The 17,193-nt window shown below is 65.6% G+C and carries 17 protein-coding genes; 4 read left to right on the top strand and 13 right to left on the bottom strand.

What is annotated here, in order from left to right; all coding sequences use genetic code 11:
- Nucleotides 1-33: 33 nt before the first annotated feature.
- The 4 genes from ACZK33_RS11820 to ACZK33_RS11805 are packed head-to-tail and all read right to left on the bottom strand — an operon-like array spanning nucleotide 34 to nucleotide 4,433.
- Nucleotides 34-1,470 carry an efflux transporter outer membrane subunit gene (locus tag ACZK33_RS11820; RefSeq protein WP_478455089.1) on the bottom strand — a complete coding sequence of 479 codons (1,437 nt, stop codon included), beginning with the start codon at nucleotides 1,468-1,470 and terminating at the stop codon, nucleotides 34-36.
- Complete coding sequence (locus ACZK33_RS11815) at nucleotides 1,470-2,315, bottom strand: efflux RND transporter periplasmic adaptor subunit (RefSeq protein ID WP_478455051.1); 846 nt, start codon at nucleotides 2,313-2,315, stop codon at nucleotides 1,470-1,472. The genes ACZK33_RS11820 and ACZK33_RS11815 overlap by 1 nt, the downstream gene beginning before the upstream one ends.
- A gap of 52 nt (nucleotides 2,316-2,367) precedes the next feature.
- Nucleotides 2,368-2,586 carry a DUF1656 domain-containing protein gene (locus ACZK33_RS11810; protein WP_049399289.1) on the bottom strand — a complete coding sequence of 73 codons (219 nt, stop codon included), beginning with the start codon at nucleotides 2,584-2,586 and terminating at the stop codon, nucleotides 2,368-2,370.
- Nucleotides 2,583-4,433: an FUSC family protein gene (locus tag ACZK33_RS11805; protein WP_478455049.1), complete on the bottom strand. Its 1,851-nt coding sequence runs from the start codon at nucleotides 4,431-4,433 to the stop codon at nucleotides 2,583-2,585. The genes ACZK33_RS11810 and ACZK33_RS11805 overlap by 4 nt, the downstream gene beginning before the upstream one ends.
- Before the next feature lie 179 nt (nucleotides 4,434-4,612).
- On the opposite strand from ACZK33_RS11805, the gene ACZK33_RS11800 reads away from it, so the two are divergent.
- Nucleotides 4,613-5,626 carry an AraC family transcriptional regulator gene (locus ACZK33_RS11800; RefSeq protein WP_478455047.1) on the top strand — a complete coding sequence of 338 codons (1,014 nt, stop codon included), beginning with the start codon at nucleotides 4,613-4,615 and terminating at the stop codon, nucleotides 5,624-5,626.
- 18 nt (nucleotides 5,627-5,644) lie between these two features.
- Here ACZK33_RS11800 and ACZK33_RS11795 read toward each other — a convergent pair whose 3' ends face one another.
- From ACZK33_RS11795 to ACZK33_RS11765, 7 genes are all read right to left on the bottom strand, one after another.
- The gene (locus tag ACZK33_RS11795) at nucleotides 5,645-6,442 is read right to left on the bottom strand and encodes an SDR family NAD(P)-dependent oxidoreductase (RefSeq protein ID WP_049399295.1); all 798 of its coding nucleotides are present in this window, start codon (nucleotides 6,440-6,442) and stop codon (nucleotides 5,645-5,647) included.
- A 149-nt stretch (nucleotides 6,443-6,591) separates the two neighbouring features.
- Nucleotides 6,592-7,632 (bottom strand): AAA family ATPase, encoded by a 1,041-nt coding sequence (locus tag ACZK33_RS11790; RefSeq protein ID WP_423174118.1) that lies wholly within the window; start codon nucleotides 7,630-7,632, stop codon nucleotides 6,592-6,594.
- Between the two features lie 20 nt (nucleotides 7,633-7,652).
- A complete protein-coding gene (locus tag ACZK33_RS11785; protein WP_239509126.1) occupies nucleotides 7,653-8,627 on the bottom strand; it encodes an SDR family NAD(P)-dependent oxidoreductase in 975 nt (324 codons plus the stop codon).
- Complete coding sequence (locus ACZK33_RS11780; RefSeq protein WP_423174117.1) at nucleotides 8,627-9,052, bottom strand: VOC family protein; 426 nt, start codon at nucleotides 9,050-9,052, stop codon at nucleotides 8,627-8,629. The genes ACZK33_RS11785 and ACZK33_RS11780 overlap by 1 nt, the downstream gene beginning before the upstream one ends.
- Nucleotides 9,053-9,077: 25 nt before the next feature.
- Nucleotides 9,078-10,181, bottom strand: coding sequence for an FAD-dependent monooxygenase (locus tag ACZK33_RS11775; protein WP_423174116.1), 1,104 nt, complete (start codon nucleotides 10,179-10,181; stop codon nucleotides 9,078-9,080).
- Between the two features lie 32 nt (nucleotides 10,182-10,213).
- Nucleotides 10,214-11,257 (bottom strand): NAD(P)-dependent alcohol dehydrogenase, encoded by a 1,044-nt coding sequence (locus ACZK33_RS11770; protein ID WP_423174115.1) that lies wholly within the window; start codon nucleotides 11,255-11,257, stop codon nucleotides 10,214-10,216.
- 44 nt (nucleotides 11,258-11,301) lie between these two features.
- Nucleotides 11,302-12,216: an alpha/beta hydrolase gene (locus ACZK33_RS11765; RefSeq protein ID WP_423174114.1), complete on the bottom strand. Its 915-nt coding sequence runs from the start codon at nucleotides 12,214-12,216 to the stop codon at nucleotides 11,302-11,304.
- A gap of 114 nt (nucleotides 12,217-12,330) precedes the next feature.
- Here ACZK33_RS11765 and ACZK33_RS11760 point away from each other — a divergent pair, with 114 nt between their 5' ends.
- A complete protein-coding gene (locus tag ACZK33_RS11760; protein ID WP_071227397.1) occupies nucleotides 12,331-13,308 on the top strand; it encodes a LysR family transcriptional regulator in 978 nt (325 codons plus the stop codon).
- Nucleotides 13,309-13,314: 6 nt separating this feature from the next.
- Here ACZK33_RS11760 and ACZK33_RS11755 read toward each other — a convergent pair whose 3' ends face one another.
- Entirely contained in the window at nucleotides 13,315-14,241 is a 927-nt protein-coding gene (locus ACZK33_RS11755) for an AraC family transcriptional regulator (RefSeq protein WP_478455042.1), read from the bottom strand.
- Between the two features lie 122 nt (nucleotides 14,242-14,363).
- On the opposite strand from ACZK33_RS11755, the gene ACZK33_RS11750 reads away from it, so the two are divergent.
- Nucleotides 14,364-15,137 (top strand): SDR family NAD(P)-dependent oxidoreductase, encoded by a 774-nt coding sequence (locus ACZK33_RS11750; protein WP_329913521.1) that lies wholly within the window; start codon nucleotides 14,364-14,366, stop codon nucleotides 15,135-15,137.
- Nucleotides 15,138-15,171: 34 nt separating this feature from the next.
- Complete coding sequence (locus ACZK33_RS11745) at nucleotides 15,172-16,041, top strand: oxidoreductase (RefSeq protein WP_423174112.1); 870 nt, start codon at nucleotides 15,172-15,174, stop codon at nucleotides 16,039-16,041.
- A 66-nt stretch (nucleotides 16,042-16,107) separates the two neighbouring features.
- Here the strand turns inward: ACZK33_RS11745 and ACZK33_RS11740 are convergent, their stop codons facing one another.
- Entirely contained in the window at nucleotides 16,108-17,046 is a 939-nt protein-coding gene (locus tag ACZK33_RS11740) for an alpha/beta hydrolase (protein WP_423174111.1), read from the bottom strand.
- Between the last annotated feature and the right edge of the window lie 147 nt (nucleotides 17,047-17,193).

Below are 17,193 nucleotides of genomic sequence, written 5' to 3'. Positions count from 1 at the left end.
CAGCCATGGCCCCGATTGCATTGCGGCCCTTCCTTACGACTCCCATCCTCCTCCCAGCGCCAGGAACAGGGCGATGCGGCTTCGAGCGACCGTCGCATCGGAGGTGGCGACGGCCTGCTCGGCCGCCGCAAGGCTACGCGCCACATCCAGCGCTTCCAATGCCGATACTGTTCCCGCCTTCAGCATCTGCTGCTGTTGCGCATGCGCCAGTCGGGCCGCCCCGCGCACATCCACCAGTACGGCGTTCTCTTCCAATGCCTTGGCATAGGCTGCCGCGGCAATCTCTGTTTCCGACAACGCCTTGAGAACCGTACCGTCGAAGGCCGCGAGTTCAGCCCGTGACGCCGCGTCGGCAGCGTCTATCCTCGCCCGTGCCACGGAGCGGTTCGGAAAGCTCCATGACACCAGCGGGCCTACCGAATAGCGCAGTGCGGAATCGTCGAACAGATGGTCCAGTCGACGCGATGTGGCACCCGCACTCAAGCCAAGATGCACACTGGGATACAGGCCCGCCATCTCCACACCGATTCGTGCCGTGGCCGCTGCCAGTCGACGCTCGGCCGCACGTACGTCCGGGCGCCGTCGGATCAGGTCAGCGCCCTCGCCCGCTGGCACCACACCGGCCATGGTCGGAATCGAGGTGCAGTGCTGGTACTGCGCATCCAGTTGCGAGGGTGCCTGTCCCAGCAGCAACGCCAGTCGTGACAGTGCGGATTGCTGGCCGGCCTGTAGTGGCGGTATCTGCGCCTGCAGCTGCCCAAGCAAGCCCCTGGCGCGGGTTACATTGATGGCTGGCTGCTGCCCGGCCTTCCACGCACGCTCGATCAATGCCAGCTCCGAGGCCTGCAGCTGGATGGAACCTGCCACCACCTGCTGGCTCGCGCCGGCGGCGCAACTGTCGGTGTACGCGCGCACCACGTCGCTGACAATACCGATGGTGGCCAGGTCCCGCGCCGCAGCGACGGCCTCGGTCTGCGCGTCCTGCGCCTCGAGGAGCCGCTTTACCCGCCCGGCCAGATCAAGATCGTAGTCGATGCTGATGCCAGCATCGAAACTGGCATGCACGCCTGCACTGGATCCAAGACCAAGGCTGGAAGCCTGGCTGGCACCTGCCCCGGCACTGACAGCAGTACCCACACCCGCTGCGGCGCGGACCTCCCGCGCCTGAGCACGGGCCTGCTCCAGCCGCGCCTGTGCGATCCGCAGATCGGTGTTGGCGGCAAGGGCGCGCTGCACAAGGGCATCGAGCGCGGGGTCGTCGTACAGCCGCCACCATCGTTCTGGTAACGGAGCATTGCTGACGGCCGCCGACGCTCCCTGTACGGGTTCGATCGATGCAAACCCAAGGCCTGCAGCCGGCGGTCTCGGAGACCGGTAGTCCGGTCCTGCGGTACGGCACGCGCTGATGGCCAGCACGATGCACACCGGCAGTACCCACCGGGCGACATGCCCACAGGGAACTGCGCGCATCATGGGGCCCTCCCCTGCGAATCATCTTCGATCAGGGTCACCGTGGCGGTGCGCCCCGCGATCATCGCCATCCCTTCAGGGATTTCATCCAGTTCGACCCGCACTGGAATGCGTTGGGCCAGCCGGATCCAGGTGAACGTCGGATTGACGTTCGCCAGCAGGGTGCCATTTGCAGTCACACGCTCACGGTCATCGATGCCCGGTGCCAGGCCGACCACGTGGCCACGCAGCGTGGCGGCCTCACCCATCACATGAACCTGGACCGGTGCACCTGGATGGATGCGTGGCAATTTCGTTTCCTCGAAGTAGCCTGCGACGTGATAGCTCTCGCTGTCGACGATGCTCACCAACGGCTGGCCTGCGCTGGCGTAGGTGCCGGGGCGCAACGAGAAATTGCTGATGGTGCCGTTCACCGGCGAACGCACGGTAGCGCTTTCAAGATTCAAGCGCGCCAGGTCCCGCTCAGCGATGGCCTGGCGATGACTGGCCGCCGCCTCTTCAGCCTGCGTGCGACGGGCAGCGATGTCCTGGTCGGATGCTACGCCGACCAATCCGCCGTAGCGCGACGCCTCACGGCGCGCAGCGCGGGATCGCTCCGCAGCCAGTGCCACCGCGGCGTCCGCCCGTTCCAGGGCATTGGCCAGGCGGTCACGGTCCAGCACGAACAGGACCTGCCCACGCTGCACCTGCTGGTTGTCTCTCACATGTACTTCAGAGACGCGGCCGGAGACCTCGGTGGCCAATGCCACCACGTCTGCGCGGATCTTGCCGTCACGGGTCTGTGGCGCACTGATGTAGTAGCTGTAGATGTGCCAGGCCACGAACGCAGCAATGGCACTGAACATGAGGGGGTAAGGGCCTGCCGGGCAACGGCAAGCAGCAGGGGTTGCAGATTCTTCATGACGATGTGCGCCAGACAAGCGGAAAGAGAACCAAGAGCGCGCCGACGAGCATCACCAGCAGCGACAGGTCGAACAGAGGGCGATTGCCGAGCAGCCGATAGGCGCCAATCCGATCCAGCACGCGCGACAACGCAATGCGCAGCACGAATCCGATCAGCAGGCACGGCAGCAACGGCGAGACAAACAGTCCAGCCAGGTCGAGCTCTCCGATCATGCTGCCTCTCCGTTCTGCGCCGGCACCGGCTCCAGGGCCAGGCGCAGGTGAACCAGTGCATCGGTCAGTGCGTCGCCTTCCGGGCTGCCCAGCAGGATGTCGCGTCGCAGCACCCGGTCGAGGTGATCGCCCAGCATTCCGGGCGACGCTGCGCCCGCCAGTTCACGGTGGAGTCGACGCATCAGCGCATCCAGCAAGTCGCGTTCGATCCCTGCCACATGGTGGGTGGCACGTTGCAGGTGCACCAGGCTGTGGCCCAAGCGAAGCTGCCGAAACAGGTGCGCTGCCACCACCGCATTCGCACCTGTGGCACGGGCGCCAAGCTGCCCGATGCGATCGAGATCGCGCTCAAGGAAGGCGTCCTCCACGTCGCGACCCGCGGTCCGGCCCAGCGTCGCCAGGTCCTGCCGCCCGTCCTCCTGCAATCGCTTCGAGGCCGCTTCGGCGCCCATGCGCTTGACCAGCAGCAGGCAGAAGAAGCCGATGAAGATGCCGATCAGGGTTCCCGCGGCCATGTCCAGGAAGGTGCCGAAGTCCTGGGGCTGGTAGTGACTGGCCAGACCTGCATTACTGAGTGTCAACGCCAGCAGCAGGATCGCCAGCGGCTCCTCGATGCTCCACACCGCCAATGGCAGGATCACCAGTGCACAGGCAAGTGCGAACCCAGAGAAGCTCTGGGCCATGGGTAAAAGCAGGTATCCCAGTACCACCGACAACGCGACCGACAACGCGGCGAAGCGACCGAACTTCATCGCGGCCAGGTTGGCACCATCGAAGATGCCGAAGAAGGCCAGCGTCACGGTACCCATGATCAGCATGTTCGGCCCCTGTGCCCAACCGGTGGCCCACCACAGCAGGCAGATCAGCGCATACGCGAGGGCGCAGCCACCGCCGATGCGCAGTGCGTGATGATGATCCGGCGCGAGCGGCAGTGGCTGGCTCGTGGCCAGGCTGCGCTCCAGATGCGGCGGCAGCGGATCACCCTTCTCCAGGGCATCATCCAGCACCTGGATATCGGTCCATGCCTGCTGTGCACGGGCCAGGTCGCGCTGGCGTGTTGCCACGATGCACGCGCGCCAGGCCGGGTCATGCAGGCGCGAGCTGCCCGCGGTCGTCGCTTCCAACGCTCCGATCAAGGGCACAAGACGCGCCAGCCGCCGCTGCAGTGCAAACAGCAGCCGGTGCTGGCGATTGCTTACCGTGCTGTCGAAACGCAGCTGCTCGGCCACCAACGAGAGCGCCGAAAGGTCGGCCACGGCCTTGAGCCGATGCTGCGCAGCCACGTCCGTGGCCACGTTCCCAGCGACCGCGTCGTCCAGCCACTGCCTGACTTCTGGCAACCAGCGGCGCAGTCGGGTTCTCACCGAAGGGCCCAACGCGGTTGGCGCCAGGCCGTCCACCAGGGTGATCGCGGCGATGCCGATGCAGATCTCGGTGACGCGCAGCAGCGCGATGTCGAACAGGCGCCCCGGGTGTTCCACGTTGCCCACGGCGATCAGGCACAACGTGACGGCAAACAACTGCAGCGCATATGCCCGTGGGGTGCGGTTGGCCGCCGCCACGGTGAAGCCCAGCGTGGCAACCACACCACTGGCCAGCACCACTGGGAAAGAAAGAATGCCGAACAGGCCGCCGATGGCCAGCGCAGTCACGCCGGCACCGAGGGTGCCCAGTAGACGGTACAGCGCTTTGGAGCGGACATTGGCCGAGATTGGATTGGCCAACGCGACGCAGGTCACGCTGGCCCAGTAATTCTGCTCCAGCCCGAGGTGCACGGAGGCGACGAACGCCAACATGCAGGCCACATAGAGCTTCAATGCGAACAACAGGGTGGCCGCCGCATTCATGCCGGCCACCGCGATTCTGGAAGTGGGTTCACGAGGAAGGGCCCGGAAGGCGCAAGGCGGCAAGCGCCATGCCGCCGAGGTGGAAAGATGGACCGGGACGCAGGCCGGCGACCGGCACGTCCAGCCGGAAATTCTAGGAACGGAACACGGGCTGTACCATTCGCCACCGTTCGTGGTTGATGTGCATTCGTCCGCCCGCTTCGCGCCGGAGACGGGGTTGGCGCGGTACGCTATGTGCGGCCCTTCTGTTGCCGTTCTGGTGCATGGATCCTCTGTCTGAAGTACTAACCCTGCTCCGCCCCACCCATACGCGTACCGCAGCGCTGGATGTGGCGGGCCCATGGTCACTGCGTTTTCCCAACCGGCAGGGCATCAAGTTCTGTGCCGTCGAGCGCGGGGAATGCTGGATCTCCGCAGATGGCGGCCAACAGCCGCAGCACCTGCAGGAAGGTGACTGCTTCCTGCTCAGCAAAGCCGGCTCGTATGTCCTGTGCAGCGACCCTCAACTCGCTCCTGTTGATGCCGCCTCGGTGCTCGACCTCGAAGCCACTGGCCGCAGGACGCTGCACGGAGGCGGCGACCACCTGATCGTCAGCGGCAGCTTCCGCTTCGCCGATACCGATGCGGTGCGCGTCCTCGACCCCTTGCCCGGTATCGTGCAGGTGTCACATGGCGACAGCGAGGCCATCCTGCTGCGCCGTGCGCTGGCCCGCCTTGCCGAAGAACTGGTACAGCCACGCCCGGGGGCTGCGCTGGTGGTCGAGCACCTTGCCCATCTGATGCTGGTGGAGATGCTCCGCCTGTTCCTGTCCTCCGAGCACCCTGCCCTGCCGCCCGGCTGGATGCAGGCCATGACCGACCCACGTATCGCCGACAGCATCCGCGCCATGCACGGCGAGCCGGCCCGTTCCTGGCGGCTGGACGATCTTGCCAGCATCGCGGCCATGTCACGCACGGTCTACGCCGGCCGCTTCAAGCAGCTGATGGGCGTTTCGCCCATCGAGTACCTGACCAACTGGCGCATGCTGTTGGCCGCCTCCCGCCTGCGCAGCACCCAGCAGACGCTGGCACGCATCGCGGCAGACGTGGGCTACAGCTCCGAGTTCTCCTTCATCGCAGCCTTTACCCGGGTGATGGACGTCGCACCTGGCCGCTATCGCCGCCAGGTCCGCACCAGTATCGATGCGGACTGACGGCGGCAGCCAGGTGCATCAGAATGGCGTGTCAGCCACGCCACCATCCGCACGCAGCGCGGCGCCGGTAGTGCCGGATGCGAGGCTTGAGCAGGTGTAGGCCACCAGGTTGGCCACTTCCTGCGCAGTCTGGAAGCGCTCGGTGATCGACGAAGGCCGCATGGCCTTCACCAGCGCCGCGCCCTGCTCCTCGATGCTCTTGCCGGTCCGGCGGATCTCATCCTGCAACATCGCCTCCACACCTTCGCTCAGGGTCGGCCCCGGCAGCACCGCGTTGACGGTCACGCCAGTACCGGCCATGCGCTTGGCCATGCCACGCGAGAGACCCAGCAGTGCGGTCTTGGTGGTTGCGTAGTGCAACATGTCGGGAGGCGTGCTGATGCCGCACTCCGAGCCGATGAAGACCACCCTGCCCCAGGCCTTGCCTGCCATGGCCGGCAGGTACGAACGCGCAAGGCGCATGCCAGCCATGATGTTCACCGCCCAGTAGGTGTCCCACGTGTCATCGGCAATCTCGAAGAAGTCTGCGGTTTCGAAGACAGCGGCATTGTTGACCAGGATGTCGCACGCCGGCACCTGTGCCAGCAGCACGTTGCAACCCGCCGCGCTGGCCAGGTCCGCAACCACGCCCTGCACCGGTGCTGCGTCGCCGTGCTCGGCCTTCAGCCGCGCAACAGCCTGGTCCACCTGGTCGCTCCTGCGGCCATTCACCACCACCGTAGCGCCCTCCGCCAGCAACGTGCTGGCGATGGCATAACCGATGCCCTGGGTCGCACCGGTAACCACGGCGACCTTGTTCTGGATACCAAGTTGCATCTCACATTCACCTTGTTGAGGCGCACATCGTGCGCGGGTTGAAACAGCTGCGGCTGGCGTTGGATTCCATGCCATGGCCGCAAGCGTCGTGTTCAGGTCATTAAGCGCCGCGAGCAACGCTCAGGCCATGCGTGTCTGACCGCGATCACTCAGCCAGCGTCCGCAGGTGACCCGCTGCGCGAGCGCGCGTTCAGCCATGCCATCACCGTGGCGTTGGATTTGTGGGTGGCCCCCAGGTACAGGGCCGTGTTGGCCAGTGCGGCCGCGCCCAGTTCGTCGCCGAATCGCTCCAGTACCTTCCAGGCCTCCAAGGCCCTGGTCTGCGCTCTCGGGTCGGACAGGCCGATGTCCTCGATGGCCATCTTGCTCAGGTTGCGTGCCAGGTACCGTGGATCACAGCCTCCATCCAGCATCCGGCAGATCCAGTACAGGGCCGCGTCGGGATTCGTGCTGCGCACCGACTTGAACGCCGCGGATATCTGGTCGTAGAACAATTCACCCTGCTTGTCGAAGCGGCGCACCTGGCGGGGCAGCGCGTCATCCAGCAACGAATGTGGGATCCGACCATCCGCGGGCGCCAGATCCGCCAGGATCTCCAGAGCATTCAGCGCCCTGCGCAGATCTCCATCAGCGCGAACGGCGATGGCGCCCAGAACGTCGTCGTCGATCTTCAGATCGCAGTGGGCCAGCCCCTGCATCCCATCCACCAGCGCACGCCGCAGTTGTCCGATGATGTGGATCGGCTGCAGCGGCTGCAGTACATGAACGTCGCAGCGCTGAAGCAGTGACGGTCGCAACTGGAACGACGGATTCTCGGTGGTGGCAGCAAGCAAGCGAGCGTCGTTGCCCTGCAGATGACGTACCAGCACATCCTGCGTGGCACGGTCCAGACGATGAACCTCGTCGACGAACAGCAGGTGGCCGCGGCCTGCCTGGTGGCTGGCCACGGCCAGCGCCCGGCCCAGTTCGGAGGGCGTCATCACGGCTGCAGGCAGCGATGTGTGGCGATGCCCCGATGCCCCCAGTAGCAGTTGCGCGATACTGGTCTTGCCACACCCCGGCGGCCCCCACAGGATGATCGAACGTGGCAGGCCTGCTTCCAGTGCCCGCTGCAGCGGCTGTCCATCCGCCAGAAGATGGGACTGCCCGACAACGCCGGCAAGCGATACCGGGCGCAGCCGTTCGGCCAAGGGAGCGCGTGCCTCCGACATCACTCCGCGCCTGACGTCACGCCAGCAAAAGCATTGATACCGGTCAGCTCGGCCGACAGCCGCCACAGGCGTTCTGCCTGCGCGGCGTCCACCGCATACGGGCGAACACCCCCTTCGCTCGGGACGGGAAGGTCTTCCTCCCATGCGACGTCGCAGTCCTCGCAGTACACCCCACCGATGCCATCCAGCAGCGACGATGTGGCCGCCCACACCGTGGTCGCCGCACCTTGAGCGGACGTCTTGAAACTGGGGTCGATCAACCGGCCCTCTGCATCAAGCCAGCCCAATGCCTGCATTTCTTCCAGTGCCATGTGGCGCTGCAGCGCCGTGTGGATCTTGCCCGGATGGACCGAGTAGGAACGCACGCCAGCGGTGCGACCGAGCACATCCAGGTGCAGCGCGAACAGCGCGATGGCGGTCTTGGACTGCCCATAGGCCAGCCATTTGTCGTACCCCGTTTCGAACTGCAGGTCCGTCCAGCGCATGGGCGAATAGTGATGTCCCATCGAGGACAGCGAAACGATGCGGGCACCTCGCGCAATGGCCGGCCACAGCAGATTGACCAATGCAAAATGACCCAGGTGGTTGGTGCCGAACTGCGACTCCCAACCGTTGCCCACGCGCGATTCATCGTTGGCCATGACCGCGGCATTGCAGATCACGATATCCGCCCTGCGTCCGCTGGCGACGAAGCGCTCGGCACAGGCACGCACGCTGGCCTGGTCCGCAAGATCAAGCATGTCCACCTCCACCCCGGGCACATCGGCCAGCGTGGCCCGGGCCGCCGTCGGGTTGCGCGCAAGTACCAGCACGTCAGCGCCGGCGCTGGCCAGGGCCCGGGTGGTTTCCAGGCCGAGGCCACCGTGGCCGCCAGTGATGATGGCCAGCTTGCCGCGCAGATCGATACCCCGCACCACATCGGCTGCGGAACTCGTCCGGTCGAAGCCGGAGTTCAGGGGGCGCTGAGGGCTCATCACGACGACGCCACCGCAGTGTCAAGCGTGGGAGCGGAATCGGCCAGCGTATGGAACGCGCACAGCTTGTTGCCGTCCGGGTCACGCAGGTAGGCCAGATACAGCGAGCCCGCCGGAGTCTCGCGCACACCGGGCGGTTCCTCGCACGAGGCTCCACCGTTGGCCAGCGCCGCAGCATGGAAGGCATCCACCTGTGCCGGGCTGGCCATGAGCAGGCCGATCGTGCCGCCATTGGCCGCCGAGGCAGCTTCGCCGTTCAGCGGCGTGGCCAGCACCAGCAGGCTACCTGCGTGCTGGTAGAGGATGCGCTCGGAATTGAAGTTGAGGCTGAGTGCCGGGCGGGCGCCCAGTACTCCCATTACGGCGTCGTAGAAGCGACGGGACCGCACAAGATCGTTGCTGCCAAGGGTTACGTGACTGAACATGTTTCTGTCTCGGTTCGGAATGAAGTCAGGCCCAGCGCTGGCGCGCCGCACCCGGCGAAGTGGCGTCGCGGAAGGAGCGCCCGAAGACCTGGCCCTGCAGCACCTGCTCGCGCATGTGGGGCAGGCGCCGTTGCTGGTAGAGCGCCAGGGCGTCCACCACGTCGGGTTCCAGGCGTAACGCCCGTGACACGTGCAGGGCATCGAGCATGGACTCAGCGAATCCCGCGCCGGTCATCGGCGATTGCGCATGCGCAGCGTCCCCCACCAGGGCCAGGCGCCCGCGCGCGACCTGCGTGGGGACGTATTCGGAGATGGGCATCGGCAGCGCGCCCGCCTGCCGGATCGCCCGCGAAAGTGCCTTGCCCCACGGTGCAGGCCACTGCACCCGCGCACGATTGGCCAACGCAATGCGGGCGTCTGCGGGCACTGCGTCCGCCCTCGGCGTGAACCGCACCCGGTCCTCGCAGACCGCACCGAGGGCCTGCAACAGCCGGGTGCTGCGCGCTTCGAACCACGCCCAACCCACGCGTCGCGGGGTGGCGTGTGCAGCCTCCAGCAACGGGTAGATGGCCAGCACATCGTGGCCGGCCGAATGGAACTCGACACCGCTCAGCGCACGCGCGTTCCGGGGTGGCACGTCCAGTTGCCCCAGCCACGCCAGATAGCCTGCGTAGGAGGCCTCGGGCTGCTCCGGGGCGACGCACCGTCGAACCACGCTCCGATGGCCATCGGCCCCGATCAGCAGGTCGGCCGTCCACTCCCGCCCTTCTGCGCTACGCGCCCATGCCGCGTCAACACGCTCACCAACGGTGGCCACCGCCTCGCCGTCCACCAGCGTGATGCCGGGCTCAACGCTGGCCGCCTGGCGGAGCGCACTGTAGACGTCCCACCACGCATGCGGCAGCACGGCCTGTTCGATGGCATCACCGCCCAATGCATCCACCACCTGCTGGCTCGCCGGTACAGTGAATGCCATCCGCAAGGCAGTGCCGCCGGCGCGGATGGCCACACCAGCACGCCCGCGCGCCGGTGCTCGCTCGAGCACGGTGGAAACCACGCCGACGTTGGCCAGTGCCAGGGCCGCTGACAATCCGGCCAGCGAACCACCAATGATCAATGCCGTGCGCATGCTGTGCTCCTCGTCCGCTCTACCGCAGGCCTTCAGGCCAACGTGGACATGTCGATGACGAAGCGATAACGCACGTCGGCCCGCTCAAGCCGATCAAAGGCCTCGTTGATCTGGTCCATGCGGATCAACTCGCAGTCCGGCAGGATCTGTTGTCGCGCGCAGAAATCCAGCATTTCCTGGGTCTCGCGGATTCCGCCGATCATCGAGCCCGCTACGCGGCGGCGGCCCATGATCATGGGCACGGTGAACGGCTCCTGCAGATCGCCCAGTTGCCCGACGACCACCAGCGTGCCGTCGATATCCAGCAGCGGAATGTACGGGTTGATGTCGTGCTTGGTCGGTACGGTATCGACGATCAGGTCGAAGCTGGAAGCCGCAGCCGCCAATGCCTGCGCATCGTCGGTCGGCAGGAGTGCCTCTGCACCCAGAGCAAGCGCGTCGGCCTGCTTGGCGCGCGAGCGGCTGATGACGGTGACGTGTGCGCCCAGTCCGATCGCCAGCTTGACCGCCATGTGGCCCAGCCCGCCCAGGCCAACCACGGCCACCCGGCTGCCGGGACCAACGTTCCAGGTGCGCAGCGGCGAATACGTGGTGATGCCGGCACACAGCAGCGGTGCGGCCCGAGACAGGTCCAATCCTTCGGGCACGCGCAGCACGAAAGCCTCCTTCACCACAATGTGCCGCGCATAGCCCCCCAGGGTCGGCTGGCCGGTGACGCGGTCCAGGCCGTTGTAGGTCTCGGTCAGCACCTCGCGGCACATGTGCTCTTCGCCCTTGTGGCACTGGTCGCAGTGCTCGCAGCTGTCGACGAAGGTGCCGACAGCCACCGCATCACCTGCCTTGAAGCGATGCGCGGACGCGCCGGTGGCCACCACACGACCGATGATCTCGTGGCCAGGCACGACCGGGTAGATCGCCCTGCCCCAGTCGTTGCGGACCATATGCAGGTCCGAATGGCAGACGCCGCTGTAGAGAATTTCGATAGCGACATCGTCGTCACGCAGTTCACGACGTTCGATGGTGTACGGCACCATTGGCGTAGTTGCCGACAGCGCAGCGTAGGCCTGGGTTTTCATCTGCAGATCCTTGAGTAATTCAACGAAACGCCGTACTGGCGTGCTCAGCGCGCAACCAGCGCCTGGTGGTAGAACTCGCCCAGTGCCGCGCCCGCACGCGCCACGAATTCGGGCTGGTCGTACAGCGCCACGTGGGTACCACCGGCCAGGATCAGCAGGTGCTTGTCGGTGCTTGCCGCGCGCCGGTGCAGCTCTTCGCTCATCCAGCGGGTGCCGGCCTCGCTGCCGGCGATCGCCAGCAACGGTTGGGTGAGGAACAGTTCCGCGTTGTTGAAGGCGTCGTAGCCCACCAGTTCGGCCAGGTTCTGCAGCGGGAACAGCCCAGTGGCGTTCGGATGCTGGCCACGCGGTGTGCGGTAGTAGTCGAAGGCTTCGGCAAAGTCCGGGTGTGTGGCGGCTTCGCGGTTGGCTGGCAGCGCATCCTGGTACTGGAGCTGTCCGCCCTCGGCCTGACGGGTGCGGGCCTGCGCTGCGGCGTCAAGCAGCGCAACTGAATTCCGGGGATCGGCATCGCCATCCCAACCCTGGCGGAACATCTGGCCGTAATTGACGGCACTGATGGTGCCCACCGCGCGGATGCGGCGATCGTTCATCGTGGCGTGTGCCGCATAGCCGCCACCGGCACAGATACCGAGCACACCCATCCGATCGGCGTCGACGATCGGCAGCGTGACCAGCAGGTCAATCGCCGCGCTGATATCGGCCACACGCGCATACGGGTTCTCATTGCCGCGCGGTGCGCCGGTGCTGTTGCCCTGGCAGGAGGCATCGAAGGTCAATACCACGAAGCCCTGCTTGACCAGGCTGGCCGCATGCACCGTTGCGGTCTGCTCCTTCACGCCACCGGCCGGGTGAACGACCACGATGGCCGGATGACGGGCCGACAGTGCGGCGTGCTCCGGCACATGCAGCTGGCCGGCCATGGTGATGTTGCCATTGGGGAATTGCACTGCTTTCATTGCCGTCCTCACAGGTTGCTGTCCACGTTGTGTGGAATGACAGCTACGATAGGGCTGGCATGGCGCGGTGATAATCCGCAAAAATCGTAATGGACTTATAAGCAGGATCACCCAATGGCAGGCAGTCACCTCAAGGATCTCTCGGCCTTTCTGATGGTTGCCGAAGAGGCAAGCTTCACCCGCGCCGCAATCCGGCTGGGCATCACCCAGTCTTCGCTCAGCCAGATCATCCGCGGGCTGGAAACCCGCCTGGGGCTGCGCCTGTTCGCTCGCACCACCCGCAGCGTGGCCCTGACCGAGGCCGGCGAGCGCCTGCTCGGACTCATCGGCCCGGCCATGAACGAACTGGAAGCCGGGCTGGCCCGCATCGGTGAACTGCGCGACAAGCCCGCCGGCACCCTGCGCCTGACCGCAGACGAATATGCCGTGCACGCTGTATTGATGCCCGCCATCGCCCGGCTGGTACCGGACTACCCCGACATCCGTGTGGAAATCACCACCGACTACGGGTTGACCGACATCGTCAGCGGGCGCTTCGATGCCGGCGTGCGTCGCGGCGGCCTGGTTGCCAAGGACATGATCGCAGTGCCGATCAGCCTGCCGATACCGATGGTGGTGGTGGCATCACCGGCCTACTTCGCCCGCCACCCGGCACCCCAACAGCCGCAGCAGCTGGTGGAGCACCAGTGCGTGAACCTGCGCCTGCCCACCCATGGCGAGATCTATGCCTGGACATTCACTCGCGCCGGCCGCGACCACCGGGTGAAGTCCGAAGGCCAGGTGGTGGTCAACAGTATCTCGGCCATGCGCGATGCAGCTTTGCAGGGCGTCGGCCTTACCTATCTTCCACTGCATTACGTGCAGGACTGGCTGGCGTCAGGAGAGCTGGTCGAGGCGCTGACCGAGTGGCGCAAGACTTACGAGGGGTATCACCTCTACTACCCGAACCGGCGCTTGGCTTCGCCGGTGTTCACACTGTTGCTGCAAGCGTTGCGTGACAACCTGGAAGACAGCAGGAAGCGCACCGCAACGAGTGCAACACGTGCCGCCACCCAGCGTGCACCGGCCAGGCCTCGCCGGCGCGCGACCTGATACTTCTTACCTGGGCGAGGTGGCCTGCCTGCGATACTGCGCGGGCGCCTGCCCCATGATGCGCTTGAACGCAGTACTGAACGCACTCTCCGATTCGTAGCCCACGGCAAAGGCAATACTGGACACGGCATCGGCGCCATGGGACAGCCGGTCCGCCGCAAGCAGCATCCGCCAACGTGACAGATAGTCCATTGCCGTGTGCCCGACCAGTGCCTTGAAGCGCTGCGCGAACACCGTGCGCGAAACCCCTGCGATACGCGCCAGTGACTCCAGCGTCCAGGACTGGGCCGGAGCTGCGTGCATCGCCCCGAGGGCCAGGCTGATGTGGCTGTCGGTCAGGGCCAGGAACCAGCCCTTCGGCACCCGGCCCGGGGTAGCCAGGTGCAGGCGCAGCACCTGTACCAGCATGAGATGGGCCAGATGGGTGGACATCAACCCTGCGCCCGGCTGCGGCACGTGCAGTTCATTGGCCCATTGATCCAGCGCCCAGCGCAGCACGCCTGCTTGTCCCGAAGCACGTGGCACATGGATCAGGGGTGGCAGCGCATCGAACAGCACGGCGGCATGCCGCCCGGGAAACGCGAATCGGCCGCTGATGAGGAAGGTCTCTCCTCCCCCGTTGTGAGTGACAACGCCCTGCCGCGCCGCCGCTTCGATGATGGGTTCGCCGCTGGCGATGGCCACTGCAGGATCCGAAGCGAGCACGAACCGGCAGCGGCTGTTGAGCAGGAAGCAGTCGCCGGCTTCGAAGTGGAACGGTGCAGGCTCACCCTCGACGCGGCCCCAGCAGCCGCCCCCCATGACTGCCGTGAACTTGATGCCTTCGTGCGCCGGGAAATCGAATGCCCAGTCGCCGGCGGCATCGAATCCGGCAAAGAACTGGCTGCTTGGCTGCAGCAGTGACAGCACATCGGACAGCGGATCAGCGCTCATATCCGTACGCTCGAAGAAGTCAGGCGAACGCCACGGCATGGATCGTACAGAACCCCGGGCCTATCGTGCATTCCATGGCGGCACATCACCGCCCCGCTCCCGATCAAACACAGGAATTGCCCATGAAACGCCTGCAGGACAAAGTCGCCATCATCACCGGCGCCGGCAGCGGCACCGGCATGGGCGCGGTCATCGCCCGGGTCTTCGCCAGCGAAGGCGCCGTCGTTGTTGCTACCGGCACCCCAGACCGCAAACAGAACCTTGACGCACTGGTGCAGGACCTCACCGCCCAGGGCCATCGTGCAACATCGGCGTTCCTGGATGTGACCCGGCCCGAACAATGGGCCGAGGTGGCCGCCACCACAATCGAGCGCCATGGCCGCATCGATATCCTGGTCAACAACGCCGGCACGCCGGGGCCGCGCGACGGCCGCTGGGACAACGCCACGGCCGAGGACTTCAGCCACGTCATCGACGTCAATCTGACCAGCCAGTTCCATGGCATCAAGGCGGTCACGCCGCAGATGGAACTGCAGCACAGTGGCGCGATCATCAACATCTCGTCTGCCGCCGGCATCATCGTCTTCCCCGACGTGCCGCCGGGCTACAGCGCCTCCAAGGGCGGCAGCCGTCATCTGACCAAGGCCGCCGCCGTCGATTTCGCCCGCCGCGGCATCCGCGTCAACGGCATCTACCCGGGGCTGATCGACACGCCGATGGCCACCCATTTCACCGGGGATCCGCAACTCCTGGAAAGCCTGCTCAAGGGCATTCCGATCGGCCGCGTCGGCACTTCGGAGGAAATCGCCAAGGCCGCGCTGTTCCTGGCCAGCGATGACGCGTCCTACGTCATCGGTGCCGAACTGGTGGTCGACGGTGGATTGACCATCATCTGATCGCGTGTTGCACAACATTCCGCAGGATTCTCCAATGAATACACAACAACCACGTGTCTGGTTCATCACCGGTGCGTCATCCGGCCTGGGCAAGGCCCTTTCCGAAGCGGTCATTGCCCGGGGTGACCGCGCCATCCTTACCGCGCGGCGGCTGGGCCGCCTTCGCGCGATCGCCGCAGGCCATGAGGACCACGTCCTGCCGCTGGCGCTTGACGTGAACGATGCCGATGGCCGTGCACGTGCCGTGGCCGACGCCATCGAACGCTTCGGGCGCATCGATGTGCTGGCCAATGTGGCTGGCCGCGGTGTGGTGGGCGCCTGCGAGGAATTCAGCCTGGAACAGCTGCGCGAGCAGATGGAACTGAACTTCTTCGCTGCTGCCGAAATGAGTCGCGCCGTGTTGCCGCAGATGCGGAAGCAGGGCGCTGGCCACATTCTCACTGTCAGCAGCATTGCCGGGCTGGTGGCAATGAACGCGGCCGGCCCCTACTGTGCAGCGAAGTTCGCCATCGAAGGCTGGACCGAAGCACTGGCGATCGAAGCAAAGCTGCTCGGCATCCGGGTGACGCTGGTGGAGCCGGGCGCGTTCCGCACCGAGTTCGCCGGTGATGCCAACATGCGGCCAGCACACCGCATCGATGCCTATCGGCCGGTTGTGGAGCCATTCGAAACCTACCTGGAATCATCCTCCGGTCAGCAGATGGGTGACCCGGCAAAGGCCGCGCAGCGCATGCTGGACGTTGTAGCCAGCAATGACCCACCGGTGCGGCTGATGCTGGGTGCGGATGCCTATTCGATCTGGGAGACCACACTGGCCAACCGCCAGGCCGATCTGGCCAGGTGGCGTGAGCGCGGTATCGATACCGCGTTCGAGGGCGCCGCTACGGTGCAGATCCAGCTGTAAAGCAAACGTCCCGCCCGCCTGAAATGGGCCGGCGGGACGTACGTTGCTCTGGCTGGTCTTGTTGCATCAAGCGCCAAGATGCGTCCGGTAGAACGGAATCAGCTGCTGCAGCGCCTGGGTGGTGGCTGCTGGCTGGTCATACAGCTCGTAGTGACTGGCGCCGGCCACGATCTGGATGCTCTTCTGCGCCGAACGCGCCCTTGCGTACAGCTCCAGGCCGTCACGATACGAGCCGAAACCACCGGGCACACCGCCGATGACGATGTGCAGCGGCTGAGTCAGCAGATGCTCGGTGAACGCAAAGGCATCCCAGCTCAGGGCGGCGCCGGTGCTGGTGAAGCGCAGCTTGTTCGGCGAGCCCGGCTGCTGGCCACGCGGCGTGCAGTAGTACTGCACCGCCTCGACGATGTCGATGTCGTTGACTCCGGCGGCTTCGCGCTCCGCTTCAGAGCTAGGAATGTAGCCCACGATCAACGGCTCAGCACCCCGTGCCTCGGCAGTGCGCTGCTTGCCCAGCGCTTCCAACGTCTTCAACGCAGCATCCGGCGACATGTCACCTTCACGCATCAGCCGGCCATAGTTGGCAGCCACCACCGTGCCGACTGCCTTGAAACGGTGGTCGGTAGTGGCCGCGCTCACCGCATAGCCACCGCCGCCGCAGACGCCCAGCACGCCAACACGATCTTCATCGATGTACGGCAGCGTCATCAGGTAATCCATGGCACAGCGGAAGTCCTCTACTCGGGTAGCGGGATCTTCCATGAAGCGGGGCTCACCGCCGCTGGCGCCCTGGGTGGAGGCGTCAAAAGCGAGAGTGATGAAACCAGCGGCGGTCAGTGCCTCACCATAGATGGCGCCCGACGTCTGCTCCTTGCAGCTGCTGATCGGGTGCGCGCAGACGATGGCAGCGTACTTGCTGGCAGGGTCGAAGCCTTCCGGAAAGCGCAGGGTGGCGGCGACATCCCAGCTACGGTTCTTGAAACTGACGGTCTCTTGGGTGCTCATTTCAGTTCTCCAGGGGATTGGATTCGGCAGGCAAAGCGTAGGCCGCCGCTATTGGGTTGATAATCCCGGAAAAAAGCATTGCACTTATTCCAAGTACCACCTAATTGCTCCAGGTCGCCGACTTCAGGCCGTCTCCACGCCCGCATT

It is taken from the genome of Stenotrophomonas sp. 86156_Sma, assembly GCF_056481625.1.
This window is presented reverse-complemented; position numbering and strand designations above follow the sequence as displayed.